Raw genomic sequence first — 23,688 nt, 5'->3', positions numbered from 1 at the left:
CGGGGCCGATGCCATAGGATAACCAGGGTGCCGCGATGACGAGGGCGGCGCAGCGCTTCCAGACCGTCCGCAGGCCATCTCGGCGCATGTCTGCACGGCTGTCTGCACGGGACGATCCTGCACCGACGGTGCCATCGCCGGCAGCTCTGCTATCGTCCAGCCGCAGACAGCATGAAGGGGGCGCTGGATCACCAGCGCCCCCTTCATTGCTTGGCCACGCATCCGCACCGGGCAACCGCCAAGCGGCGGTGCCCGGCGCGTGATCCCGGCTACATCTGGCGCATCGCCTGCGGGGTCATCGGCATCATATTGTTGTCGAGGTGATACATCACCCAGATCGAGCCGATGATGGTGATCCCCACGATGATCGCGGTGAAGAGGAAGGCCAGCAGCGTCCAGCCGCCCTCCGCTCGCGAATCCACGTTCAGGAAGCAGACGACATGGACTCCGATCTGGGCCAGCGCGAAGGCGAAGATGGTCAGCGCCGTCGCCTGCGGATTGTGGAGCGCACCGGACATCACCAGCCAGAACGGGATGACCGTCATGATGATCGAGAGGACCGATCCGGTCACGAAGCTGCGCTTGCTGCCGTGACTTTGTGCGGGGGTGCCGCCGGGGACATGGCCCCCGGCATGGGGCGTGGGGGTGTGGGAGATGCTCAACGGAGGACTCCAAACAGATAGACTGTGGTGAAAACGCCGATCCAGATGATGTCCAGGAAGTGCCAGAACATCGAAAGGCACATGAGCCGGCGCCTGGTCTCGGTGGTCAGTCCACGCGTCCCGATCTGCACCAGCATCGTCACCAGCCAGATCAGGCCGAAGGTGACGTGCAGGCCGTGGGTCGCCACCAGGGTGAAGAAGCTCGACAGGAAGCCGCTGCGCTGGGGCGTAGCGCCGTCCGCGATCAGGCTGGAGAATTCGTGCAGCTCCACCCCGATGAAGGCGGCGCCGAGCAGACCGGTGATGATCAGCCACAGCTTCAGGCTGCCGACCTTGCCGGCGTCCATCGCCTGCATCCCCGCCCCGAAGGTGATCGAGGAGACCAGCAGGAAAGCGGTGTTCAGCGCCACCAGCGGCAGATCGAAGATCTGCTGCGGTGCCGGCCCGCCGGCATAATTCCGGCTGAGCACGCCATAGACCGAGAAGAGCGAGGCGAAGATGAGCGCATCGCTCATCAGGTAGATCCAGAAGCCGAGCATGGTCGGGCTCTCGCCATGGCCATGCTCGTCTTCGGGAAGGTGATAGACGCGCGGGGCGCCCTTGTTCAGCACATGATCGGACATATCAGACCCCTGCGGCAAGCGTGAGCGTGCGCTTGTCTTCGGTGGCAGCCACCTCGGTGGCCGGGATGGAATAGTCGCGCTTGGTGTTGAAGCTGTGGACGATCGTCACCAGCACGATGCCGGCGAAGCTGATCGCGCCCAGCCACCAGATGTACCACACCATGCCGAAGCCGAGCGTGAGCGAGAGAGCCGAGATGATCACGCCGGCACCCGTGTTGCGCGGCATGTGGATGGGCCGGAAGCCCTCCGTCGGCCGCACATAATCATGCGCCTTCATGTCGTGCCAGGCATCGAGATCGTGGACGATCGGCGTCGCCGCGAAATTATAGGCGGGCGGCGGCGACGAGGTGGACCATTCCAGCGTGCGGCCACCCCAAGGATCGCCGGTGAGGTCGCGCGTCCTGTTCCGCTTCACGATGCCCATGACGATGCTCATCACGAAGCCGAGGATGCCGATCAGGATGATCGCCACGCCGATCAACGCGACGATGAAATAAGGCTGAAGCGAGAGATCATCGAGATGATGGACCCGGCGGGTGACGCCCATCAGGCCGACGATGTAGATCGGCGTCCAGGCGACCCAATAGCCGATCACCCAGCCCCAGAAGGCGACCTTGCCCCAGAACTCGTCCATCTTGAAGCCGAAGGCCTTGGGGAACCAGTAGGTCATGCCGGCGAACAGCGCGAACACGACGCCGCCGATGATGACGTTATGGAAGTGGGCGACCAGGAACAGCGAATTGTGGAGCACAAAATCGGCGGCGGGCACCGCCATCAGCACGCCGGTCATGCCGCCCACCACGAAGGTGAGCATGAAGGCGATCACCCACATCATCGGCAGTTCGAAGCGGATTTCACCGCGATACAAAGTGAACAGCCAGTTGAAGATCTTGGCGCCGGTCGGGATGGCGATGATCATCGTCGCGATGCCGAAGAAGGCGTTGACGTTTGCGCCCGACCCCATCGTGAAGAAGTGATGCAGCCAGACGATATAGGACAGGATGGTGATGACGACGGTCGCGTAGACCATAGAGGAGTAACCGAAGAGGCGCTTGCCGGTGAAGGTGGAGGTGATTTCGGAATAGATGCCGAACGCCGGCAGGACGAGGACATACACTTCCGGGTGACCCCAGATCCACACCATGTTCCAGTACATCATCGGGCTGCCGCCATGATCGTTGGTGAAGAAGGCGGTGCCGGCATAGCGATCGAGAAGCAGCAGGAAGAAGGCGGCGGTGAGGGCGGGGAAGATGGCTATGACGAGGACGTTGCTGCACAGCGCCGTCCAGGTGAACACCGGCATCTTCATCAGGGTCATGCCGGGCGCGCGCATCTTGATGATGGTCGCGACCATGTTGATGGCGGACAGGGTGGTGCCGACGCCCGCTATTTCGAGCGACCAGAGATAATAATCGACGCCGCTGTCCGGGCTGTAGGGCAGTTCCGCCAGCGGTGCGTAGGACAGCCATCCGGTGCGGGCGAACTCGCCGACGAACAGCGAGATCATCACCAGCACCGCACCCGCAACCGTCAGCCAGAAGCTGAGATTGTTGAGGTAGGGGAAGGCGACGTCGCGGGCTCCGATCTGGAGCGGCATCACGAAATTGACGATGCCCACCACCAGCGGAATCGCCACGAAGAAGATCATGATCGTGCCGTGCGCGGTGAACAGCTGGTCATAATGTTCGGAGGGCAGGAAGCCCTGGTTGGAGCCGAAGGCGATCGCCTGCTGGGCACGCATCAGGATGGCATCGGCGAAGCCGCGCAGCAGCATGATGATGCCGAGCACGATATACATGATGCCGATCTTCTTGTGATCGACGCTGGTGAACCAGTCGCGCCACAACGGGCCCCAGAGCCGGAAGTAGGTGATCGTGGCGAGGACGACGACGCCGATCAGGGCGACGCCGATGAACGTGCCGATGAGTATGGGTACGTGGAGCGGCAGGGCATCGAGCGTCAATCGCCCGAATAGCGGCCCGAATAAGCTGTGATTTGGCATGATGGCCCCTGGGTCAGATCCGTGCGGCGCGCGGGGCGCCGGGGACGGGGAGGGAAATGGCTGTCGTGGTGCCGGGCTTGGCAGGGCCGCGCGCGGGAAGTCCGGCGTCCCGCTGTTCAGGCGTCACGGCGGCGGCAGGCGTGGCATTGGTCGGCGCGCCCATCGACATGGTGGCCGGCGAAGACGGGGCGCCATCGATGGCGAATGGCCCGCCATGATCGGCGTCGAGCGCACGGTCCTTGCGCATGATATCGGCGGTGCAGACGCTTCCCGGTGCGACGCAGCGGTTCAGCGCCTGATAGAAGAGGTTCGTCGACACTGACGAGAAATGCATCACCGGCGCCTTCTCGCTCGGCTTTTCCAGCGTGAGATAGGAGCCCGTCGACAGGGCGTTCGGCGATGCCTTCACCTGCGCGACCCAGCGGTCGAAGCCGGCCCGATCGACGCCGTGCAACTGGAAACGCATGTCGGAGAAGCCGCGGCCGGTATAATTGCCGGAATAACCCCAGCTGTCGCCGGGCTTGTTGAGAACGGCGTGCAGCATCGATTGCATGCCGGGCATCGCGTAGATCATGCCCGCCAATGTCGGGGCGTAGAAGGTGTTCATCTGGCTGGTCGAGGTGATCGAGAATCGCACCGGCACATCGACCGGCAGGTCGAGCTCGTTGACGGTGGCGATCCCCTGTTTGGGATAGATGAACAGCCACTTCCAATCCATCGCGACGACCTGGATGTCGAGCGGCTCGGTGCCGGGGGGGATGGGCCTGCCCGGCGCGATGCGATCGAGCGGGCGGAACGGATCGAGCGTGTGGGTGGTGATCCAGGTGATCACGCCCAGGCAGAAGATGATGAGCAGCGGGATCGACCAGACCACGACTTCGATGCGGGTCGAATGATCGAAGGTCGGATCGTAGGTCTCGGGCGCGCGGCCCTTTCGATAGCGCCACGCAAATATGATGGTGAGCGCCATTACCGGGATGATGACGAGGAGCATCATGGCAAGCGCAATCAGGATGAGATTGCGCTCCTGCATCGCGATGTCCCCTGTCGGGTTCATCACCACCATGTTGCAGCCGCCGAGAAGGCCGGGTGCGGCCAGGGCGAAAAGCCGGCGCGAGCGCCGAAGGATGGGGGATCTGCTGGTCATATCCGTGCCTACGCCCAGCCCGGAGAAAGTCGCTTTGATCGCGGTCAAAGCGCAGCCCGCCACGGCATGAGAATGGCCGGCCGCCGGGTTTCCACGGATCGGATCGGTGTTGCGGTCGATCATCGCCCGCCAAACTCGCCGACGGAGGGGGCTACGGCACAAGATCGTCCACCGGTTCGCGGTGGGGAAAACCGATCGGGGGAAGAGGGTATCGCGATGTCCGTCCGCCGATGCGGGCCATGTTTCCAGGGGGCGCCTGTGTTCCGCGCACTGACGACGATACTGCAATCCACCACCATGCCATCGCCGGTCTGCGTCCTCTGTCAGGTCCGCGGCGAATCGATCTGCGGCAGCCTGGACGACAGCGAGTTGGGGCAGCTCCACGCGATCGGGCGGCGCCAGCACATACAGGCGGGCGAAACCGTCATCTGGGCCGGAGAAGAAAGCCCGAATTGCGCGAACATCCTCTCGGGGGTGTTCAAGCTGAGCGCGCTCACCATCGATGGCCGCGAGCAGATTGTCGGCCTGCTCCATCCCGCCGATTTCATCGGGCACCCTTATGCATCGGAGGCCGAGTTCACCGTCACCGCGCTGAGCGAGTGCGAGATCTGCCTGTTCCCGACGGCTGCGTTCGTGGAGATACTCGAAAGCCATCCCCCCTTCGCCCTCGCCCTGCTGAAACGCTCGTTCGAGACGCTCGACGCGGCGCGTCGCCGGATCCTGTTGTTCGGCAGGCAGAGCGCGGAAGAACGGGTCGCCGGTTTCCTGCTCGAAATGGCCGGCCGCCCGGGGGCTTCGCGGGCAACCAATGGCGGGCCGGTGACGTTCGAGCTGCCGCTGTCGCGGGGGGGGATCGCCGATGTGCTGGGGCTGACGATCGAGACGGTCAGCCGGCAGATGACGAAGCTGCGGATGGCCGGAACCATCGCCCTGCCGGGGGGCCGTCTCGTCACCGTATTGAACCGCAACGCGCTCGAACGGCACGCCGGCAAGATCTGAACGGGGCCGTTGCCAACCGGTGCCGTCCGGAGCCGTCCGGTCGTCAGGGCCGGCAATGCTGCATCAGGCTGCCATGCAACAAGGCCCGGGCCGCGGGCGTCAGCCGGCTCGCGGAGAAATGCAGGATGGCCAGCTCCACGAACGCCATGTCGGCGCGGCAGCCATCGAAAAAGCCGCGCAGCATATATCCCAGCATCCCGATCGCGGACGCGGCCATGTCCGGCCCGAACATGGCCGCGAGATCCTGCGCTTCGACCACGCGGGAGGCGCCCCGATAGCGGATATGATCCATCGTCTTGGCCTCCAGCAGATAGAGCGCCGAGCGATCGAAGAGGCTGTGCAGCAGCGCGCGCTCCCGCGCCTCGTGCAGGGGCAGGCGATATTCCAGCTCGGTGCGCAGCCGAAGCGTCTCGTCCGCTGCCGGAAGGGATGGCAAGGCATCCGCCACCCCCTCCAGCTCGGCGCAGAGCCGCCCGAGTTCGGTATGATCGGCGATCAGGGCGACGAGATCGATCTCATCGATCATGTGCCATCTGCCGTTGCCGAGGCGGCGCATCGCGCTGGTCTCCGTCAAAAGCGCATACCGATGCCGACACCCGGGACCAGCGGATCCAGGCGGACATGCTCGCGATTGACGAGCGAACCGGTGGTGAGCTTCGCGGTGCTGTCGATATCGAGATATTTGAGATCGAAGTTCACGAAGACGCGCCGCGTGATATCGACATCGACACCGGCCTGAAGCGCGTAGCCGACGCTGTCGCTCATGCCGAACTTGGTCTTGCCGATCGCCGCCTGAAGCCCGTCGCTGGCCTTTTCGGAATAGAAGATCGTGTAGTTCACGCCGACGCCTACATAGGGCCGGATATGGCCGTCGGGCAGGAAGTGATATTGCAGGGTCAGCGTCGGCGGGAGAACCCAGGTGTGGCCGGCCTTGCCGAGGCTGTCGAGCGAGCCGCGCCCGGAGACGTCATGCTTGGTGGTGCCGAGGATCAGTTCGGCGCCGATATGCTTGGTCGCCATGTAGGTGAAATCGAGCTCGGGCGCCCAGCTGTTGCTGACCGCGGTATTCGCGGTGGGGAACGTTGGTTCGATCGGGCCGGTATGTTCCGTCGGCGTGACGCGGATCGCGCGGAGACGAACGATCCAGTGCTGGAAGTCGTCGCTCGACCGGGTCGGGGCCTGGCCTTCGGTCTGGGCGTAGGCGGGGGCAGTCATCGCGCCGATGGCGATGCCGAGCGCGGCAAGCAAAGCTTTGTTCATGAGAATCTCCATTGCGTAACGGAGACTCGCTAGATTTACCCGGCGGTGTTGAAATTGACGGCGCGCAAAACTGCGTCGGCGACCGGATTTTTCTCCTGCTTGCCGGCAGCCCGGCAGTCGCGACCGTGGGCGCCCGGCCGTCCCGCCCACCCCATGCGGACGAAATCCGTGCCGATCGCACCCGATGGGTCGCCGTAGCGAGGGATCCTGCCGCGAAAAAACAGATAGACGGCCATCAGGGGGGCGGGCCCCGCCCGCCCGCGCCGCAACCGTTACGGGGTGACCTGTACCCGCAACACCGCCCCCGAACTGGGCAGGTTCAGCCCATAATCCGTCTCGTCGCCATTCCAGATACGGCTGGCGTGCCAATTCTGCTGGGCGTCGAACGTGCCTTCCTCGACCCGTTCGACTTCCTGTAGCGTGGTGCCGCTGCCGGCAGGCAGGAAGCTCACGCGGATGTCGCGCCCCGCCACCAGGAAATGGGTGGCGTCGAGCCTCGCGACCACCGCCCGCCCGGCGCCGTCCGCGTCCACCGGCGCCGAGGAGGGATCGCCCTGCCCCCAATGCGCGCCGAAGCTGCCACGGACGCGCCAGCCCCCGAAATCATGGGTCGGCGAGGGGATGCCCGGTTCCTGCAACAAGGCCGCGACATCGCCCTGCGCGGCGCGTTCGACCAGCACCGGCAGCAACGGCGACAGCATCGCATTGTCCGCACCATGCGCAGCCAGCGCGGCGTCATGGGTGTCGTCGTCGATCCCGAAGACCGATGCGCCGATGCCGCCGCGGGCCAGCAGATCATAGGTCCACCGCGTCGATGCCAGGGTGACGCCGCTTTCGGACAGCCAGGGGGCATTGTCCGGCCGCTGATAGGGGAGGACTCCGGCGTGGAATTCGGCGAGATTGCCCGTGTAGCTGTCCGTACCGATGACATTGATCGCCGGGCTCTGGCTCTTCCAGATATCCAGCACATTGGCGGTGGCGCCACCGCTCGGATATTCGGCGCCCGGCTGGGTCAGCCCGCGATAGCGCATCCAGGCATTGACGTAGAGCGGCAGGCCGTAAGTCGCCTTGCCGGCCTCCGCCACGGTGTTGATGTAGCGCGAGACGGCCCAGGCGCTGAACGCTTCGGGGGCAGTGGCGCCGAACACCTTATCCCAGCTGCCGGGCGCATCATGCCCGCTGGCCTTGAGCACATCGGCGGGCACCGGCGCGGCGAAGGCGGCGTCGGCGGCAGGGCTGTGATCGCGGGCGGTGCCGATCAGGCCGGGCTCATTCTCGACCTGCACGAGGATGACGGTATGCCGATCGCCGTCGACGGACTTCAGATGCGCCATCAGGGCGCCGAATGCCGCCCTGTCCCGCGCCATCGTCGCCATCCCGAAGGGCGACATGCCATCGAGCTGGTGATGGTCGGCATCCTCCAGGCGCGGATAGGTCGTCGTGTCGCGCTTCATCCAGAGCGGCACATAATGGCCGGCCCCGTTCTTCCATGTGCCGAACCAGAGCAAAGCAAGCCGGACATGGTGCGCACGCGCGCCGTCGATCAGCGCATCGACCGCCGAGAAATCGAACTGGTCGGGGCTCGGCTCCATCGTCTCCCAATAGACCGGGGCCTGCACCGTGTTGACGTGCAGTTGCTCGGCCACCTTCCAGAAGGTCGGCAGCGCGGCCGGCCAGGCGCTCGAATTATGCATCTGCGCCGCCAGCACGAAGAAGGGGCGGCCATCGACATCCAGCCGGTAATGGCCGTTGCCGCCCTCGATTTTCGGCATCGGAGACGGCGTCGCCGCAGCCACCGCCGTGCTGGCGAGAAGGCCGAGGGCTGCGATCATGGCGCGGGTGCGGTTCATGCGAAGAGGATTCCTTGGACAAAAGCATCGTCGGCGAGGAGCGGTGCTGCCGTCGCGTCCGATCGACCGCGAGCCCACCATGCGATTGCCACGGGAGAGCCGGCGGTCAATGTCATCAGCGGCACTCTTCCTCGCTTCGAACCGCCATCCTGCCGCGAAGATCAGGCAGTGTCTACTATATACGATATTTCCGGATGGCCGGCGGGCGATCAGGAACCGGGCGCCCCGTCCCGGTCGCTTTCACTTGGCGGCTGGCGGGGCCGGACGTGGTGGCACTCCGGCGAAGGTCACGAGGCTCTCCGCGCCGGCGGGAGCGAGCGCCGATACGCCGAAGAAATGGTCGTCGATGTTGATGTGGGCGAGATCGAGCGATGTGGCGGAGGCCGCGACGTCGCGATAGTCGGTCCAGGCGAAGCCGTCGGCGCGGCGCCAGCGAATGCGGTATCCCGCGGCGCCGGGCACCGCCTGCCAGGCGACATGGGTATCATCGCTGAGCGCGCCCGCGATCGAAACCCCGGCCGGGGCCGCCGGCGCACTCGCCAGTTCGCGCAGCGCGGCAATATTGAGCGCCGTCACCCGCGCCAGATAGGGGAAATCCACGAAGGCGATCGTGTCGCCATATTGGCGGCCGTTTTCGGAACGGACGGTCTGATGCTGGCGATCATAATTCTCGGTCGCTTCGGTGAACCGCACCGCCGGATAGCCCGCCTCCAGAAAGGGCATGTGATCGCCGCCCCGCTGGAAACGATCGGGGCGGCGGATCGCGATCACGTCCAGCCCGATCTCCTTATGGGTATCGCCCAGGCGCACGATCGCTTTCGCCAGCGCGCGCGAGGGGGAATCGTCTTCGCCGCCGATCGCGCGCTGCCGCTTGACGCCGGCCTCGTCGGCCGCCGCCTCGACGCCTTCGCTGAACACCCGGACCCGATCATCGACATGCTCGCCGCCGATGCCGTGGGTGTTGCCGACGATATCGTTGTTGAGCACCGCCGCGACCTTCCAGCCGCGTGCCTTGGCGGTGTCCGCCAGCAGCTTGCCGCCCCACAACCCCTGCTCCTCGCCGGTCAGCACCGCATAGACGATCGTCCCGGCAAAATGCTGGCGGGACAGCAAGCGGGCGGATTCCATCACCAACGCCACGCCCGAAGCATCATCATTGGCGCCGGGCGCATCGGTGACGGCATCCATCACATCGTTGACGCGACTGTCGATATGCGCCTGCACGATCACGACGCGGTCGGGATCGCCGGTGCCTTTCTGCACCGCGATCACATCCTCCACGCGGACGCCGGCAGGCGCGCGCGGGCCGGCGGTGTCGGTGCCCACCGTCTCGATCGCCAGGCAATCGCCACAGCCCTGGCCGATCTCCGCAAAACGCCCGGCAATCCAGCGGCGGGCAGCGCCGACCCCGCGAACCGGGTCGGTCGTCGTGGACAGCGTATGCCGCGTCCCGAAATCGACCAGCCGGGCGACCGTGGCGCGGAGCGCCACGGGGTCCGGCGCGGGCACCGGCGTGGCCGCAGACGCCGCGACGGCGCCCGATGCGGCGAGAAGGAGGGCGGGGAGCAGATGTTTCATGGCACTTGTGTGTTGCACGCCCAGCGCATCCGCAACCCCCGATAAGACACCCTTCCCCGCTGCAGGGGGCGTTCGCGAACCCTGCCCTGTCCGACGCGGCACCGCCGCCCGCGGGTGCGCAGTCACATCGACGACTGCAGAGCCGCCCCCGCCCTCCGCAGGTCGCAAATATCGCTTTTGCAGGCGCGCATGTGCAGCGTCAGAAGCACCGGTCGCGCCTGTGCGCCGAAACGGGTGAGACGGCGCATCTGGTCGGGGGTCTGCGCGATATACACCAGTCTCACGGAATGCCGGCCGGTCGCGACGTCCCGCAACCGCTCGAACACCACGGCCCCGCCGGGCGGCGGATCGTTCGCGCCATAACCCGCAATCCTGAAATCCACCCCGAGCAGCGCCGTGACGGCCGCGATATTATTGTCGTGCCCCACAAAGACAGTCAGCTTCGGGCCGGTCGGCGCCGCGAGTGCCGCGCATATCCGGCGGGCGAGCAGGCCGCCCACCCGGGGCGCCATGGCATGCGAGCGCGCATAGACATCGAACATTTTGGCGTGGAGGCTGGATATCTGCGCGATGCGCGGCGCCGTCGCCCGCCCCCACCCGACCTCGGCCATCGGCAAACCCTCGGCATATTGCATCAGGAACACCTGCGCCGTGCCCGAGGCCAGATTGATCGGGCCACCGAGCCGGATGCCCTTGCCATCGGGGCCGACCTCGATCCGGTTCGGCATCGCCGCCAGCCGGCACGGGCGCGGGCCTCGGTCGCATCCGAGGATATGCGCCATGGTGGCGAAGGCCGGCCGCTGGCCGCGCATCAATGCCCGGCCATCCTGCAACTCGCGGTTGATCGATAGGACCGCGCGCGGTGCATCCAGCGGCACCTGGCCGGATTCGATGGCATCGAACAGCGGATCCATCTGCCCGTCGGGGCGATGGCGAACCGGCAGCCCGCAGCCGGGCGCCAGCCCGTCCGCCAGGGCATGGCCGCTCGCGATCGTCCGTTCGGTGGTGTTGGCCCAGATCGACACCGAGCCGCCGGCGGGGCAGCCGGTCTTGGCAAGGATGCCCTGCCCGATCAGCCGGCTTCGGTCATAGGCGCCGATCAACCGCAGCGCGGCCGCACCATGGGGCGTGAGAAAGCCCTGCCGGGTCGACCATCGCGGGAAGGGCCGCGATGCCAGCTTCGCCGCCGCCGCCTCGCCATCCAGCGGCGCGCGGACACCGTGCCGGATCAGCATCACGACGCGGTCCACCCGATAGCGAGGTTCGGCAGCGGTGGCCGATATCCCGGCCGCCAACGCCATGAGCATCGACAGCCCGCCAAGCCAGAGGCGCATCGGCCATCCTTTCCCGATTTCGAGACAAAGCGCGCGGCAGCCCGCCCGGACTGCCGCGCTCATGGGTTCAGAAGCTGTATTTGACCGTCATCAGGCCGGTGCGGCCGGAATCCACCACATCGGAGATCGCCAGCGAGTTCTTCCCGACATGCGCCCAATAGGTGTAGTTGTCGAACAGGTTGGCGATCGACAGGTCCGCCTTCAGGCCATGGCCGAAATCATAGCCGACATGCAGATCGACGCTCGTCGTCGGCCGCACCCACCGATCGTCCCAGCTCGACTGGCCGAGATAGTCGTAGCTCTCCACATAGCTGCCGCGATAATGATAGATCATGTCGAACGAGAAGCCGCCCTTCTCGTAGAAGATCTGGGCATTGGAGAGGATGTTCGGCGCGTTTTGGATCGGCTTGTCGCCGAGCGTTCCGGTGTTCACCCGCGTCCACTGGCGCGTGAAATCGATATTGACGCCCAGGCCGCCGAGCAGGCCGGGCAGCTCCACGAACTGCTTACGGAACTGCATTTCGAGACCGACGACATGGCCGCTGCCGCCATTTTCGGGCGTGTTGATGAACACGTTGTTCGCGCCGGCGCTGCTCGCCGAATTTTCCCGGCCGGCGCCCGCATCATAGAGGTAATTGTCGAGATGCTTGTAATAGGCGCCGAGCATCGCATAGCCGGCGCGCGCAAATTTCCACTCGCCCGAGATATCGGTGTTGATCGCACGGATCGGCTTCAGGTTGGGATTGCCCTGCGTGATGGTGACGTTGCCGTCGTCCCCCACGCTCTCGCTGGCACCGCCGCCGAGCTGGAAGAAGGACGGGCGCGTATAGGAGGTCCAGATGTCGGCGCGCGTGACGAGCGTCGAGGACGGCCGGTAATTGACGAACAGGCTGGGCAGCAGCGCGTTGTAATGGGTGTCGTTCGACTGGAACGCACCCGGCAGTTCGCCGGACGCATCCGCGTTCATCACCCAATAGACATTGTGGATGTCGGTATGTTCGAAACGGATGCCGGGAATGACCTGCACGTCCCCGATCTGGAGGTCGGCCGAGGCATATCCGGCATAGACGGTCTCCGAGCCGCGCTGCGTATCGCAATTATAGTTGTTGATGGCCAGGCTGCCGCAGGTGTCCAGGCTGGCATCGGTCTTGTACTGATTATAATAATCGAACAATTTCTGCTTGTCGATCTTGGGGATCGACCATTCATACTGGCCGGGGAAGACATGGGCGTAGCTGCCGTCGGTCAGACCAAGCGAGTCCCAGGTTTCTCCGCCATGGCCCAGCAGGTTCGCGAATTGATCATTGGTCCAGTCCCGGCTGGTGACGTGACGTGAGCTGGTACTGATCTTGCCGCCGAAGGAGATCGACTGGAGGATGCTGCTGACATCCGAGAAATCCCGGCTCAGATCGAGGCGGCCGCCATATTTGGTCTGGCTGCTCTCGCTGTCCGTCACCTCGCCGGCACGGCGGGCGAGCAGGCGGCTGCCGGCATCGTTGAGATCGTCGTAGATGGCGGAGGTGTAGAGCGGCTGCGGGAAATTGTTGGTGTAGCCGATCGACAGGCCGCCCAGCGGCTCGAGCTGGCCGTTGTTATAATCGTCCTGCTGGTTGACGCGGGCCGAGGCCTCGATGTGGTTCGGCCGCGAGTTGCGCCCATAGCTGAAGAAGGCCTCGGGCGCGATCGTCCACTGGCCGATCTTCTTGCTGCCGCCGAACGACGCGGTATCGAGCTCGTCGTCTTCCGGGTTGGTCTCATAATAGAGGCGGGTCGAGATGCCGGTGACATCCAGCGCATAGCGATCGGTGCCGGCGATCTGGTCATAGCTCTTGCCCGAGCTGCTATATTGGCTGAGCGTCGAATTCTGCTGGGTCTTGTCGCGGGCATAGGTGCCGCGCAGATAGATTTTGGTGTCGTCGTCCGGGTGCCAGTCGAGCGAGATGTTGCCGCCGTAGCGCTTGCTGGAGCCATCCGAGATGCCGACGTCGATGCCGGTCTGGGTGGCATTCTTCTCAGGGTCGATGCCGGGATAGCTGTTGCCGTTGGCGTCTTCGACCAGATAGCCCCAGCCGCCGTCGTTCAATGCCGAAACCGCGCCGCGCAATTCGCTGTTGGCATAGTGACGCTCGTCATAATAGCCGCTGACATAGACGCCGAACTGGCCGTCGCCGCCGAAACGCTTGGCCAGTTCCGCTGCCGCCCCGCCGCCGAGGCCGCTGTCGCCATAATCGCGGGCGCGCGATTCCAGCCGGCCGGTCGCGGTGACGCTCGCATAGAAAGGCTGGTGATAGTCGAAGGCGTTGGGCGTGCGGAAATCGACGGTGCCGCCGATCGCATCGCCGTCCATCGCGGCGGTCGAGGATTTGTTGAGGACGATGGTGTTGAGGCCGCTCGGCGGCAGCAGGCTGAGCTGGACCTGGCGGCTATAGGGCTCGCCCTGCGCCACTTCGACGCCATTGATCATGTTGACGTTATATTCGGCGTTGAGGCCGCGGATCGAGACATATTGGCCCTCGCCACGCGATGCGCCGTCGACGCCGCCGATGAAGCTGTTGCCGGTGTTCATCACGTTGACGCCGGGCAGCAGGCCGAGCGCCTCGGCGACGTTGTGGACGGCGGTGTGGCGCAGATCGTCCTCGGACAGCACCGCGATCGGCTGGTTCGACGAGAATTGCAGATCGCGGGCGCCTGCCTGCGTGCCGACCACCACGATGGCATCCGCACCGACCACGGCAGCGTTGGCGGACTCGGACGGCGCTGCGGCGGCTGCCGGCTTGGCCAGCGCCGGATCGGCCACCGCGGTCGCGTCGATGGCAGGTGCATCGGTCGCCTGCGCGGCCCGACCCGGCGCTCCCATCATCATGCCGCCGACCATGGTGCCGGCCAGCAGCAGTCCCCTCGATGTTGCGATACGCATCGTCAGTCCCTTGTCTTCGCGAAGCCGGCCGGATTGGCCGCCCCTCGCAGGATCAGACGCGGCGATTTCGGCGTTTCCCCGCAAAAAGATTCCGTCGTTTTCGTCACGGAAGTGACACGGATGCGCGGCTAATTGGCGCGCCTTTCAGGGCGCGACGGATATCGTCACAATCATGCAATCGCTGGCCTCTAGCGGGCGGACATTCGTGGGTTTGCTGGAGCTTGAAATGGATAGCGATGGCAGGCGCACACGCGCGGGTGCCGATGTGCCCGGGCGCGCATCCGATCATGCTCCGCCCGACGTTACCGATCATGAGCCCGCCTTGCGCGCCTATCTCCGGCGCCGGATCGGCCCGTCCGAGGACGTCGAGGATTTCGTTCAGGACGTCTATCTGCGCGTCCTGTCCGCGCCGCCGCAGGAGGATGTCCGCAGCTGGCGGGGATTTCTCGTCAGGATCGCGTCTAACCTCCTGATAGACCATCATCGCAGGAAAAATGTCCGCATGGCCGAAGAGCATGTCACGGTCGATGATATGCTGATCCGTGACGAAGGCGCCGATCCCGAACGCACCCTGAGCGGGCGGCAGGAACTCGCGCATGTCGCGAAGGCCATCCAGGAACTGGGCCCGGTCGCGCGCGATGCTTTCCTGCTCGTCCGGGTCGAGGGACTGAGTCACAAGGAGGCCGCGTTGCGGCTCGGCATCACGCCCAAGGCCGTATCCCATCATGTCGAACGATCGCTGGCGCGCCTCGCCCGCCAATTGGGCTCCCGGCATGACTGAAGGCGGCTGGTTCCCCGACGGCGACCGCCTGCTCGCCGAGGCCGCGCAATGGATGGAGCGTGCCCGCTCCGGCAGCGACGCCGATCGTGCCGCCTTCCGTCTCTGGCTGTCGGAAGCGCCAGACCATGTCGCCGCGATGGACCTCGTCCAGCGCGCCTGGGCGATGGCGCCGGACGCCGCCCGGCTCGCCGGTGCCCGGGGGCGAACCCGCGATGCCGGGCGCGCTCGGGCGTTCGGGGCGAGCGTCGGCCGGCTCATGCCTGTCGGCGGCATGGCCCTCGCCGGGGTCGCCGCCGCCTTGCTCTGGTTCGGGTCGATCCACAGCGCCACGATCGCGACCGGGCCGCATGAACGCCGCATGGTCGCGCTCGCCGATGGCACCCGTGCGTGGCTCGCGCCGGGCAGTCGCCTGGCGATACGGACGACGCCGCTGGCGCGCACCGTCTCGATCCAAGGCGAGGTGGCGTTCGACGTGCGTCACGCGTGGCGCCCGTTCGTGGTCGATGCCGGCGGCGTGCGAACCGTGGACCACGGCACGCTCTTTTCGGTTTCGGATCGACAGGGCGTGTCCGTGCTGCTGGCGCGCGGCAGCATCGCGGTCGAGGATGCCGCCACCGGCGCCCTCATCGCCACGCCGTCGCCCGGGCAGCGGATCGATGTCCATGGCGACCATGCGACCGTCAGCACCGTCGACGCCGACGATGCCTTGGCCTGGCGCGATGGCCGTATCGTCGCCAGGGATATCCCCCTTGCGGAGGTGGTGTCGCGCTTTGCGTCCCTGGGGGCACCCCGGATCAGGCTCGCCGAACCGGAGCTTGGCAGGCTGCCGGTGAGCGGGAGCTACGCCGGCGACGATGTCGAAGGCTTCCTGACCGCGCTGGCCACGCTCTACCCTGTCAGCTGGACGGCCGATGGCGCTGGCTACGCGGTACGGCGGCATCGCTGATCCCGCCCGTCGCGCCGGTCGATCCATGCTCGCCACGGCGATGCTGTTCGGCCTTGCAGGATCAGCGACGGCGCGGGCCATCCACCTGCCGCCGATGGCGATGCCCGATGCGCTGCTGACGCTCGCGCGCCAGACCGGGCGCAACATCCTGTTCGCACCCGGCAACGTCGCCGGCCTGCGCACCCACGCCGTCGATGCCGACGATTTCGCGTCCGCCCTGCGGCAGATGACGCAGGGAACGCCGCTGCGGATCGTGCAGGCGCCGGGCGGCGCGCTGATGCTCGTTCCGCACGCTTCCGGGGCTCCCCACCTCGCGATCCGCGGGGCATTGCGGCCGCTTCCGGGCGCGACGCATAGCGACCAGCCGATCCTCGTCTCGGCGACGCCCGATGCCGATCCGCCGCTGGCGGCGGCAAGCAGCCTGTCGTTGCAATCGACGCTCAGTGCCGCCGATATCCGTCGCCTGCCCGATCGCACCGCGGCCGAGGCGCTGGGACGGCTGCCGGGGGTGCTCACCCTCTCTACCTCGCTGGAGGGCAGCATGGGCGGCATCGATCACGCCGCCCGCGCCGAAGGCGACTTCATCGCGCTGCGCGGCCTGAACGGCGGCTATATCGAAACCCGCATCGACGGCATCGCCCTGCCCCAGAGCCTTCCTTACAGTCGTGGCACCGAATTGGGCCTGCTGCCGGCGGACGGGTTCACCCGCATATCGGTGGTCAAGATGCTCGGCCCCGATCATGCCGGCGATGCCGATGCCGGGGTGATCGACATCAGCGGGCCGGATCCGCGTGATCCGGCGATACGGGGGCTTCACGTCCACGGCCTGGCCGCGCTCGATCAGCGCGCGCTCTACTATCGGCAGGATGCCGCCAGCATCGGCGCGGGGTTCACCTTCGCCGGGCTCTTCGCCGACGACCAGCTGGCGGTGACGATCGGGGCCGATTATGCCCGCCGGGCCTTTACGAATGCCGAGCAGACCTATCAATCCGGCAATCTCGAATATGCCGTCACCGATGCGGCGGGGAACAGCGCCCCCGGCCTCGACCCGGCCCGCAACCTGATGCTGACCTCGGTCAACGCGCAGATCACGCGGGGGGCGAGCCGGGACATCACGCTGCATGGCGCCGTCGATGTCCGGGCGACCGATCGGCTCAGCCTGTTCGCGAAGTTCAGCTATGCGGACGAGCATACCCGACAGGATGTCTTCCAGATCGGCTTTCAGGGCGGACGCGATGCGAGCTATCTCGCGCATATCCCGATCGGCGGTGGCCTCTACCGCACGCAGAGCGTGAAATCCGAACTGCATTACTGGTTCGAGACGAATCCGGAATCGTCGCGTCTCGCGCTTGGCCAAATCGGTGCGCACTGGCGCGGCGATCGCACCGATATCGTCGCCAGGGCATTCGCGGCATCCGGCGACACCGGGCGGCCGGACCATCTCGAAATCTCCTTCTGGAGTCCTCAGGCCAGCGGCCTCTCCGGCGGGCTTTCGGTCGCGCCGAACGGCCGCTTCCCGATGCCTGTCCTCACCCCCCAGGATGAAGCGCTGCTGGGCAGGGCCCTCACCTTCCCGGTTCACGACGAAGGGGAGAGGCAGGTCCAGCATAGCCAGGACAGGCGACTGGGCGGTGACATCGCGCTCAGCCGCACGCTCGATCTCGGCCCCTTGCGATCGCTGGATGGCGGCATCGAGTTCGTGCGATCCCGCCGTTCGCAATCGCTGGTCAATCTGAGCTATCCCAATACCTATCCGGCCGACACCACGCTGGGCCAAACCGGCCTGACCAGCGGCAGCATCCGTACCTTGCTGCCCGGAACCTACGATTATCCCGTGCCGCTGATCGACGACGACCGGCTGGCGACGGCGTTTGCCGGGGCGACGGCGGCGCCGCTCAGCGCCGACGACATCAACGGCGCCACCATCTTCGGGCATGAGCGGCGTATCGCGATCCACGGCATGGCGCGGCTGGGAAACCAGGCGCTGGAGGTCGAACCCGGCATCCGGATGCAACTGGTCCATATCGCGAATATCTATTGGATATCCGGCAATAACGGCGTCGCCCTCGACGGGATCGACTATGGCTGGAATCGGAGCGCCCGCAGCTATCGGGCGATCCTACCCAGCATCCTCGCCCGCTGGCGCCCGTTGCCGGGATTCACGCTACGTGCCGGGCTGTGGCGCAGCCAGTCGCAACCCGCCGACTACCAGCTGTCCGGCGGAACCAGCGTCACCCTGGAGACGGATGGCGACCGGATCGTCGAGCAGGGCAATCCCCGGCTCAAGGCGGTCGACGCCGATAATGCGGATTGGGCCGTGGAGTGGCGCGGCGCTGCCGGCGCGTCGGCCTCTTTCTCCGCTTTTGCCAAGCATCTCGACCATTATCTCTACGACATGGGCAGCGCCAGCCTGATCGGCGGCACGAGCGAAGGCGAAGGCAGCGTCGAAGTGACCGAACCGCATAATGGCGGGTCTGCGAACATCACCGGGCTGGAGTTCACCGTCCATTGGCCGCTCGCATCGCTCACGCCGCTACTGCGCGGCTGGAGCCTGGGGGGCGAGGCGACGCTGCTCCGTAGCCGGGTCCATCTCGATGTCCCGCTTCTCGATCCGGTCGAGCGCGCCCAATATGCCCCCGGACACGCGGCCACCTTGCGACTGGCCTATGCGCGCGATCGGCTCTCGGCGGATGCCGCGCTCGATTTCGTCGGCGCCTATGTGCAGCAATATGGTCTCTACGGCACGTCCCTGGGCGCCGGCGCCTCGCTCAACGGGAGCGCGATCGACGATTGGGTGCGTCCATCGCGCCGTCTCGATCTCAGCATCGCTTACGCGTTCGATGCGCGCACGACGCTGCGCCTGATGGTCCGCAACGCGCTCGACGACATCGCCTATCGCGCGACGCTCGGCCGCTCCAGCGATGCCGTTCCTGAAACCGTGGTGAGCGGCCGGCTCATCGGTATGCGCTTCGATCGGGCCTGGTGATGACACGATTTCTCCGTTTCGCCTTCACTCTTCTGCTGGCGGCCGGTGCGGGGCACGCGACACCGCCCGATCCGCAGCAGCGCATGGCCGCGATCGCGCGCTCCTCGCCGCTGGTGCGCGACGCGATCGGCCGGGTGCGCGCATCGGCAGAGAATGTGCGCGATCCCGCCCTGCGCCGCGCGACGATCGCCGCCCTCTTCGATCCGGACGATTGCATCCGGCACCGGATCGGCATGGATGCGACGCGCGAGCACGGCATTATCGACAGCCTGCGCGCGCACGGCTGGATCGATGCGTCGCTGTCCGATGCGGCGGCGAGCCAGGGGCTGTTCCCGCCGCTCCGCGACGCCGGGACTCCCTGCCCCCGGCTGCCGTCGCCGGATCTGCTGGCCGCCGGTGGCGATGGCGTATCGCATCACAGCTGGCCGGGCGGCCTCGCCCTCCATGTCGCCTTCAACATCGCCAGTGCCCGTGCGCAGATCGGGCTATATGCCCGGCAATCCCACGCAACCGGCATCGATGAAGACCAGATCGTCACGGCGGCGCTGTGGCACGACTGGGCCAAGGCGCTCACCCTGCAATGGCGGGCCGACGGCATGTTGACCCCGGAAATCCCTGTCGCAGGAACCGGTGCCCATCACATCCTGGGGCTCGCCGAAGCGATGCGGCGCGGATTTCCTCCATCGCAGGTGATGGTGCAGGCCTGCGCCCACGGCGTCGATCCCGCCCTTTTGGCCGCATGGCTCGGGGCGGCGGCGTTGGTGGCCAGTGTCGACGCACGGCTATATCCCGTGACGATCACGCCCGAATGCCTGATCCATCACCTGTCGGACCAGAACTGGATATTTGCCGATGCCGCGATCGCGGGGGCGGATCGGGCGCTGGCCGCCGACGCCGGTCGATATGGCTTCGGCGCCGCCACCGCCGCCGACTACCGGCTCTGCTATCGCCATGTCGCACTGGCTTATCTCGGCGCGGATCGGATGTTTTCGGCCACGCCTGCCGAGCGTGACCGCCTGTTGCGAAAAATGTTCCGGACACACCCGCCCTGTGGCCGGGCCGATCGCGAATGATCGACCCGAGAATGAGCCCGCCGATCGCCGGCTTATGCGGCCTATCGGGAGCGGACAGGCGGGGCACGACGCCGAAGCGCACACCCCGCCGCATGTCACCGCCGCATCATGCCGTCGCCGGCTCCGCGGCCTGCTCCGCCGCCGGCGTCGGCGCCGCCTCGTTCAGAAATGCGAGCAGATCGGCGTTGACCCGATCGGGATCGGTGATCGCGATGCCGTGATTGCCGCCCGGATAGACGATCAGGCGGGCATTCGGGATGATCTCGGCCGCGCGCCGGCCGCCGGCGTCGATCGGCACGATCTGATCGTCGTCGCCATGGATCACCAGCGTCGGCACGTCGATGCGGCGCGCATCCTCGGTATAATCGATCTCCCAGCTATAGGATGTCTCATATTCCGCGAGCAGCCCACCCTGCAGGCCCTGGAACCAGAACAGGTCACGCATCCCCTGCGTGACCTTCGAGCCTTCTCGGTTGGCGCCGAAAAAGGGCATCGCGACATCCTGGAAGAATTGCGACCGGTTGGCGAGCGTACCGGCCCGGATCTGGTCGATCCCCTCGATGGGAACGCCGGCCGGGTTGTCGGGGGCCTGCAGCATCCGCGGCACGATCGAATCCAGCAGCACGACCTTGGCGACGCGGCCGCTGCCGTGCCGGCTGATGTAGCGTGCGACCTCGCCACCGCCCGTCGAATGGCCGACGAGGACGACCTGCTCGAGATCGAGATGCTCGATCAGGCCGGCGAGATCGTCCGCCCATGTATCGACGTCATTGCCGAAATCGGGCTGATCGGAGCGGCCATTGCCGCGCCGATCGTGCGCGATGGCACGAAAGCCGTGGGCGCGCAGGAACATCATCTGTCCCTCCCAGGCATCGCCCGTCAGCGGCCAGCCATGGCTGAACACGACCGGCCGGCCCTTGCCCCAATCGCGATAGTAGATCTGGGTTCCGTCACGCGTGGTGTGGATCGGCATGTCACGTCTCCTTGTAAGCGGCTCAAGCGAGTACGGGCCGCCACAAGACCACACTCCAGGCCCGTCAGCCTGGTCGCCGACGATGGAGAATCGCGTTGTGGACGGCGACGCCAGCCTATCATGAAATGGACGACCCGCTGCGTGCGAAATCCTGCTTCCGGGCAAAGTCGCCGCCGCCGTTCGGACGATCGAACGGCGGCGGCATGATGGCGCGCGAGGCGCGCTCGGCTCAGGGCTGCTTGACCTCGAACGACCCGGTCAGCGACGCGGTGGAGTCGTCGCCGGCGAACACGTCGAAAACCGTCTGATCCTGCACGAAGCTGCGGGTCGAAGACGCCCAATAGCTGAGATCCTCCGGCTTCAGCAGGAAATGCACCGTCCGGCTTTCGCCCGGATTGAGGGTGATGCGCTGAAAGCCCTTGAGTTCCCGCACCGGCCGGGCGGCAGTGCCGTATCGCTGGTGGATGTAAAGCTGCGCGACCTCGTCGGCCTTGCGCGCGCCTATATTCTTCACGTCGACCGAAACCGGCACCGCCTCGTTCAGCGCCACCCGCGCCTTGTCGATCCTGAGATTGGAGAAGGCGAAGGTCGAGTAGCTGAGCCCGTAGCCGAACGGGTAAAGCGGCGAGTTGGGTTCGTTCCAATAGCGCTGCTCGGCGGTCTTCGGCTGGAACGACGTCAGATGCGCATAGGGCAGCGGCACCTGGCCGATATCGCGCGGCCAGGTGTAGGGCAGCTTGCCGCCCGGCGAGACCTCACCGAAGAGCAGGTTGGCGACCGCCGCGCCGCCCTGCGATCCCGGATACCAGATGTCCATCAGCGCCTGGGGCTTGCGGCCCTTCAGTTCGAGCGGTCGCGCGCTCATCAGCAGCACGATGACCGGCTTGCCGGTGGCGGTCACGGCGTCGAGCAATTCCTGCTGGCGGCCCGGCAGATCGAAGGACGAGCGCGAGGCCTGCTCGCCGGCCATGCTCCAGCCCTCGCCCAGCACCAGCACCGCGATATCGGCGGCCCGCGCCAGCTTGACGGCGCGCTGGATCTCGGTGTCGTCGTCCACCGTCACGCGCGGGGCCGCGGCCATCGGCCCGGTCTCGAAGATCGACGGGAACATCCGCGGCGGGATGCTGACGCCCGCCGAATAGTCGACGCGGACGCCGGCGCCGACCTTGGCCTTGATGCCGGCCAGCACCGTCACCGTCTCGTCGTTATTCTGGTCGAACACCCAGGGCCCCAACGTATCGCGCTTGGAATCGGCGAGCGGGCCGAGCACAGCGATCGATTTCACCCCCTTGCGGTCGAGCGGCAGCAGACCGCCCTCGTTGCGCAGCAGCACGGCGGTGCGTTCCGCCGCGATACGGGCCGTCACCCGATGATCGGGATCGTCGAGCACGCGCTGGGCCGCCTTCACGTCGACATAGGGATGCTCGAACAGTCCCATCCGGATCTTCGTCTCCAGCACGGTGCGCACGGCCTCGTCGAGCTGGGCGGTCGTGATCTTGCCGTCCGCCAGCGACTGGGGAAGCGTCTTGAAGGCGGATTCGCCGAACGGCGGCGCCATCTCCATGTCGACACCGGCGGTCAGCGCGCGGACGCCGGCATCCTGATTGTCGGCCGCGAAGCCATGGGTCATCAGATCATGGGCGGCGCCCGCATCGGTCACGACGAAGCCCTTGAAGCCCCAGCTCTTGCGCAGCACGTCGGTCAGCAGCCAGCGGTTGCCCGATGCCGGCGTGCCGTTGAGCCCCATATAGGCGCTCATGATATTGCCGGCGCCGGCGTCCACCGCCGCCTTGAACGGCTTGAGGTAGACGTTCCACAATTCGCTGTCGGACAGGTTGACCTCGTCATAGTCGCGACCGCCCAGCGCGCCGCCATAGCCGGCGAAATGCTTGGGGCCGGCGATGATATGGCCGGGGCTGCCGATATAGGCGCCCTGGAAACCGCGAACCTGCGCGGCGGCCATCGCCGAGCCCAGATAGGGATCCTCGCCGGCGCCTTCGACGATGCGCCCCCAGCGCGGATCGCGGGCGATGTCGACCATCGGCGCGAACGCCCAGTGCAGGCCGATGGCGCGCGCCTCCGAAGCGGCGACCGACTGCCCGTCCTCGGCGAGCTTCGGATCCCAGCTGGCCGCCATCGCGATCGGCACCGGCATGATCGTGCGCAGGCCATGGATCACGTCGAAGCCGAACAGCAGCGGGATTTTGAGCCGGGTCTGCTCGACCGCGATGTGCTGCAGACGGTCCAGCTCGGCCGGGTCGGTGACGAACAGCAGCGAACCGGCGCGCCCCGCCGCCATCTCGCCGGTGACGCGCTTGGCTTCGTCGGGCGCGGAGGTGAAATCGAAATATTGGGTGATCTGCCCCGCTTTCTCCTCGGGCGTCATCTGCGCGATCAGCGCGTCGGCCCGCGCCCGCACCGCAGCGTCGCTCAACGGCGCGGCGGCCTGCGCGGCACAGGCGGATGCTGCGGCGAGCAAGGCGAGCGAGGTGCCCCCCGCAAGCGCCAGCCGACGGCGGGTATGTGATGCCTTCATGGATATTCCCCTTGCGTAATG

18 protein-coding genes are annotated in these 23,688 nt (G+C 66.4%); 5 read left to right on the top strand and 13 right to left on the bottom strand.

Features of this window, described 5'->3' with window-relative positions; translation table 11 throughout:
• Nucleotides 1–269: 269 nt before the first annotated feature.
• The 4 genes from cyoD to cyoA are packed head-to-tail and all read right to left on the bottom strand — an operon-like array spanning nucleotide 270 to nucleotide 4,434.
• A complete protein-coding gene (gene cyoD / locus PBT88_RS01435) occupies nucleotides 270–662 on the bottom strand; it encodes a cytochrome o ubiquinol oxidase subunit IV (RefSeq protein ID WP_270077484.1) in 393 nt (130 codons plus the stop codon).
• Nucleotides 659–1,285 (bottom strand): cytochrome o ubiquinol oxidase subunit III, encoded by a 627-nt coding sequence (cyoC, locus tag PBT88_RS01430; protein ID WP_270077483.1) that lies wholly within the window; start codon nucleotides 1,283–1,285, stop codon nucleotides 659–661. Before cyoC ends, cyoD begins: the two co-directional genes overlap by 4 nt.
• Nucleotide 1,286: 1 nt before the next feature.
• Complete coding sequence (gene cyoB, locus PBT88_RS01425; RefSeq protein ID WP_270077482.1) at nucleotides 1,287–3,287, bottom strand: cytochrome o ubiquinol oxidase subunit I; 2,001 nt, start codon at nucleotides 3,285–3,287, stop codon at nucleotides 1,287–1,289.
• Between the two features lie 13 nt (nucleotides 3,288–3,300).
• The gene (cyoA, locus tag PBT88_RS01420) at nucleotides 3,301–4,434 is read right to left on the bottom strand and encodes a ubiquinol oxidase subunit II (RefSeq protein WP_270077481.1); all 1,134 of its coding nucleotides are present in this window, start codon (nucleotides 4,432–4,434) and stop codon (nucleotides 3,301–3,303) included.
• A 258-nt stretch (nucleotides 4,435–4,692) separates the two neighbouring features.
• Here cyoA and PBT88_RS01415 point away from each other — a divergent pair, with 258 nt between their 5' ends.
• A complete protein-coding gene (locus PBT88_RS01415) occupies nucleotides 4,693–5,433 on the top strand; it encodes a Crp/Fnr family transcriptional regulator (RefSeq protein ID WP_270077480.1) in 741 nt (246 codons plus the stop codon).
• Nucleotides 5,434–5,476: 43 nt separating this feature from the next.
• On the opposite strand, the gene PBT88_RS01410 is transcribed toward PBT88_RS01415, so the two are convergent.
• From PBT88_RS01410 to PBT88_RS01380, 7 genes are all read right to left on the bottom strand, one after another.
• The gene (locus PBT88_RS01410; protein WP_270077479.1) at nucleotides 5,477–5,959 is read right to left on the bottom strand and encodes a hypothetical protein; all 483 of its coding nucleotides are present in this window, start codon (nucleotides 5,957–5,959) and stop codon (nucleotides 5,477–5,479) included.
• Nucleotides 5,960–6,003: 44 nt separating this feature from the next.
• Complete coding sequence (locus PBT88_RS01405; protein WP_270077478.1) at nucleotides 6,004–6,693, bottom strand: OmpW/AlkL family protein; 690 nt, start codon at nucleotides 6,691–6,693, stop codon at nucleotides 6,004–6,006.
• Between the two features lie 35 nt (nucleotides 6,694–6,728).
• A complete protein-coding gene (locus PBT88_RS01400) occupies nucleotides 6,729–6,929 on the bottom strand; it encodes a hypothetical protein (RefSeq protein ID WP_270077477.1) in 201 nt (66 codons plus the stop codon).
• A gap of 36 nt (nucleotides 6,930–6,965) precedes the next feature.
• Complete coding sequence (locus PBT88_RS01395; RefSeq protein WP_270077476.1) at nucleotides 6,966–8,543, bottom strand: DUF5597 domain-containing protein; 1,578 nt, start codon at nucleotides 8,541–8,543, stop codon at nucleotides 6,966–6,968.
• A 240-nt stretch (nucleotides 8,544–8,783) separates the two neighbouring features.
• Nucleotides 8,784–10,121, bottom strand: coding sequence for a M20/M25/M40 family metallo-hydrolase (locus PBT88_RS01390; protein WP_270077475.1), 1,338 nt, complete (start codon nucleotides 10,119–10,121; stop codon nucleotides 8,784–8,786).
• Between the two features lie 122 nt (nucleotides 10,122–10,243).
• Nucleotides 10,244–11,455 carry a histidine-type phosphatase gene (locus PBT88_RS01385; protein ID WP_270077474.1) on the bottom strand — a complete coding sequence of 404 codons (1,212 nt, stop codon included), beginning with the start codon at nucleotides 11,453–11,455 and terminating at the stop codon, nucleotides 10,244–10,246.
• Nucleotides 11,456–11,522: 67 nt separating this feature from the next.
• The gene (locus PBT88_RS01380; RefSeq protein WP_270077473.1) at nucleotides 11,523–14,372 is read right to left on the bottom strand and encodes a TonB-dependent receptor; all 2,850 of its coding nucleotides are present in this window, start codon (nucleotides 14,370–14,372) and stop codon (nucleotides 11,523–11,525) included.
• Between the two features lie 265 nt (nucleotides 14,373–14,637).
• On the opposite strand from PBT88_RS01380, the gene PBT88_RS01375 reads away from it, so the two are divergent.
• The 4 genes from PBT88_RS01375 to PBT88_RS01360 are packed head-to-tail and all read left to right on the top strand — an operon-like array spanning nucleotide 14,638 to nucleotide 20,158.
• Entirely contained in the window at nucleotides 14,638–15,153 is a 516-nt protein-coding gene (locus PBT88_RS01375) for an RNA polymerase sigma factor (RefSeq protein WP_270077472.1), read from the top strand.
• Nucleotides 15,098–16,099: a FecR family protein gene (locus PBT88_RS01370; RefSeq protein WP_270077471.1), complete on the top strand. Its 1,002-nt coding sequence runs from the start codon at nucleotides 15,098–15,100 to the stop codon at nucleotides 16,097–16,099. Before PBT88_RS01375 ends, PBT88_RS01370 begins: the two co-directional genes overlap by 56 nt.
• 25 nt (nucleotides 16,100–16,124) lie before the next feature.
• On the top strand, nucleotides 16,125–19,085 hold the full coding sequence (locus tag PBT88_RS01365; RefSeq protein WP_270077470.1) for a TonB-dependent receptor domain-containing protein: 2,961 nt from the start codon (nucleotides 16,125–16,127) through the stop codon (nucleotides 19,083–19,085).
• On the top strand, nucleotides 19,085–20,158 hold the full coding sequence (locus PBT88_RS01360) for a hypothetical protein (protein ID WP_270077469.1): 1,074 nt from the start codon (nucleotides 19,085–19,087) through the stop codon (nucleotides 20,156–20,158). Before PBT88_RS01365 ends, PBT88_RS01360 begins: the two co-directional genes overlap by 1 nt.
• Before the next feature lie 106 nt (nucleotides 20,159–20,264).
• Here PBT88_RS01360 and PBT88_RS01355 read toward each other — a convergent pair whose 3' ends face one another.
• Nucleotides 20,265–21,131, bottom strand: coding sequence for an alpha/beta fold hydrolase (locus PBT88_RS01355; protein WP_270077468.1), 867 nt, complete (start codon nucleotides 21,129–21,131; stop codon nucleotides 20,265–20,267).
• Nucleotides 21,132–21,360: 229 nt separating this feature from the next.
• Nucleotides 21,361–23,667 carry a beta-glucosidase BglX gene (gene bglX / locus PBT88_RS01350; protein ID WP_270077467.1) on the bottom strand — a complete coding sequence of 769 codons (2,307 nt, stop codon included), beginning with the start codon at nucleotides 23,665–23,667 and terminating at the stop codon, nucleotides 21,361–21,363.
• Nucleotides 23,668–23,688: the final 21 nt, after the last annotated feature.

Source organism: Sphingomonas abietis (assembly GCF_027625475.1).
GTDB lineage: Bacteria > Pseudomonadota > Alphaproteobacteria > Sphingomonadales > Sphingomonadaceae > Solisphingomonas > Solisphingomonas abietis.
The sequence above is the reverse complement of the archived record's forward strand: the minus strand, read 5'-3'. Positions and strand labels throughout refer to the sequence as shown.

Coding starts and splice junctions, on each gene's coding strand:
- cyoC (WP_270077483.1), bottom strand. CDS start 1,285: ATGTCCGATCATGTGCTGAACAAGGGCGCCCCGCGCGTCTATCACCTT.
- cyoB (WP_270077482.1), bottom strand. CDS start 3,287: ATGCCAAATCACAGCTTATTCGGGCCGCTATTCGGGCGATTGACGCTC.
- cyoA (WP_270077481.1), bottom strand. CDS start 4,434: ATGACCAGCAGATCCCCCATCCTTCGGCGCTCGCGCCGGCTTTTCGCC.
- PBT88_RS01410 (WP_270077479.1), bottom strand. CDS start 5,959: ATGATCGATGAGATCGATCTCGTCGCCCTGATCGCCGATCATACCGAA.
- PBT88_RS01405 (WP_270077478.1), bottom strand. CDS start 6,693: ATGAACAAAGCTTTGCTTGCCGCGCTCGGCATCGCCATCGGCGCGATG.
- PBT88_RS01400 (WP_270077477.1), bottom strand. CDS start 6,929: ATGGCCGTCTATCTGTTTTTTCGCGGCAGGATCCCTCGCTACGGCGAC.
- PBT88_RS01395 (WP_270077476.1), bottom strand. CDS start 8,543: ATGAACCGCACCCGCGCCATGATCGCAGCCCTCGGCCTTCTCGCCAGC.
- PBT88_RS01390 (WP_270077475.1), bottom strand. CDS start 10,121: ATGAAACATCTGCTCCCCGCCCTCCTTCTCGCCGCATCGGGCGCCGTC.
- PBT88_RS01385 (WP_270077474.1), bottom strand. CDS start 11,455: ATGCGCCTCTGGCTTGGCGGGCTGTCGATGCTCATGGCGTTGGCGGCC.
- PBT88_RS01380 (WP_270077473.1), bottom strand. CDS start 14,372: ATGCGTATCGCAACATCGAGGGGACTGCTGCTGGCCGGCACCATGGTC.
- PBT88_RS01370 (WP_270077471.1), top strand. CDS start 15,098: ATGTCGAACGATCGCTGGCGCGCCTCGCCCGCCAATTGGGCTCCCGGC.
- PBT88_RS01365 (WP_270077470.1), top strand. CDS start 16,125: ATGCTCGCCACGGCGATGCTGTTCGGCCTTGCAGGATCAGCGACGGCG.
- PBT88_RS01360 (WP_270077469.1), top strand. CDS start 19,085: ATGACACGATTTCTCCGTTTCGCCTTCACTCTTCTGCTGGCGGCCGGT.
- PBT88_RS01355 (WP_270077468.1), bottom strand. CDS start 21,131: ATGCCGATCCACACCACGCGTGACGGAACCCAGATCTACTATCGCGAT.
- bglX (WP_270077467.1), bottom strand. CDS start 23,667: ATGAAGGCATCACATACCCGCCGTCGGCTGGCGCTTGCGGGGGGCACC.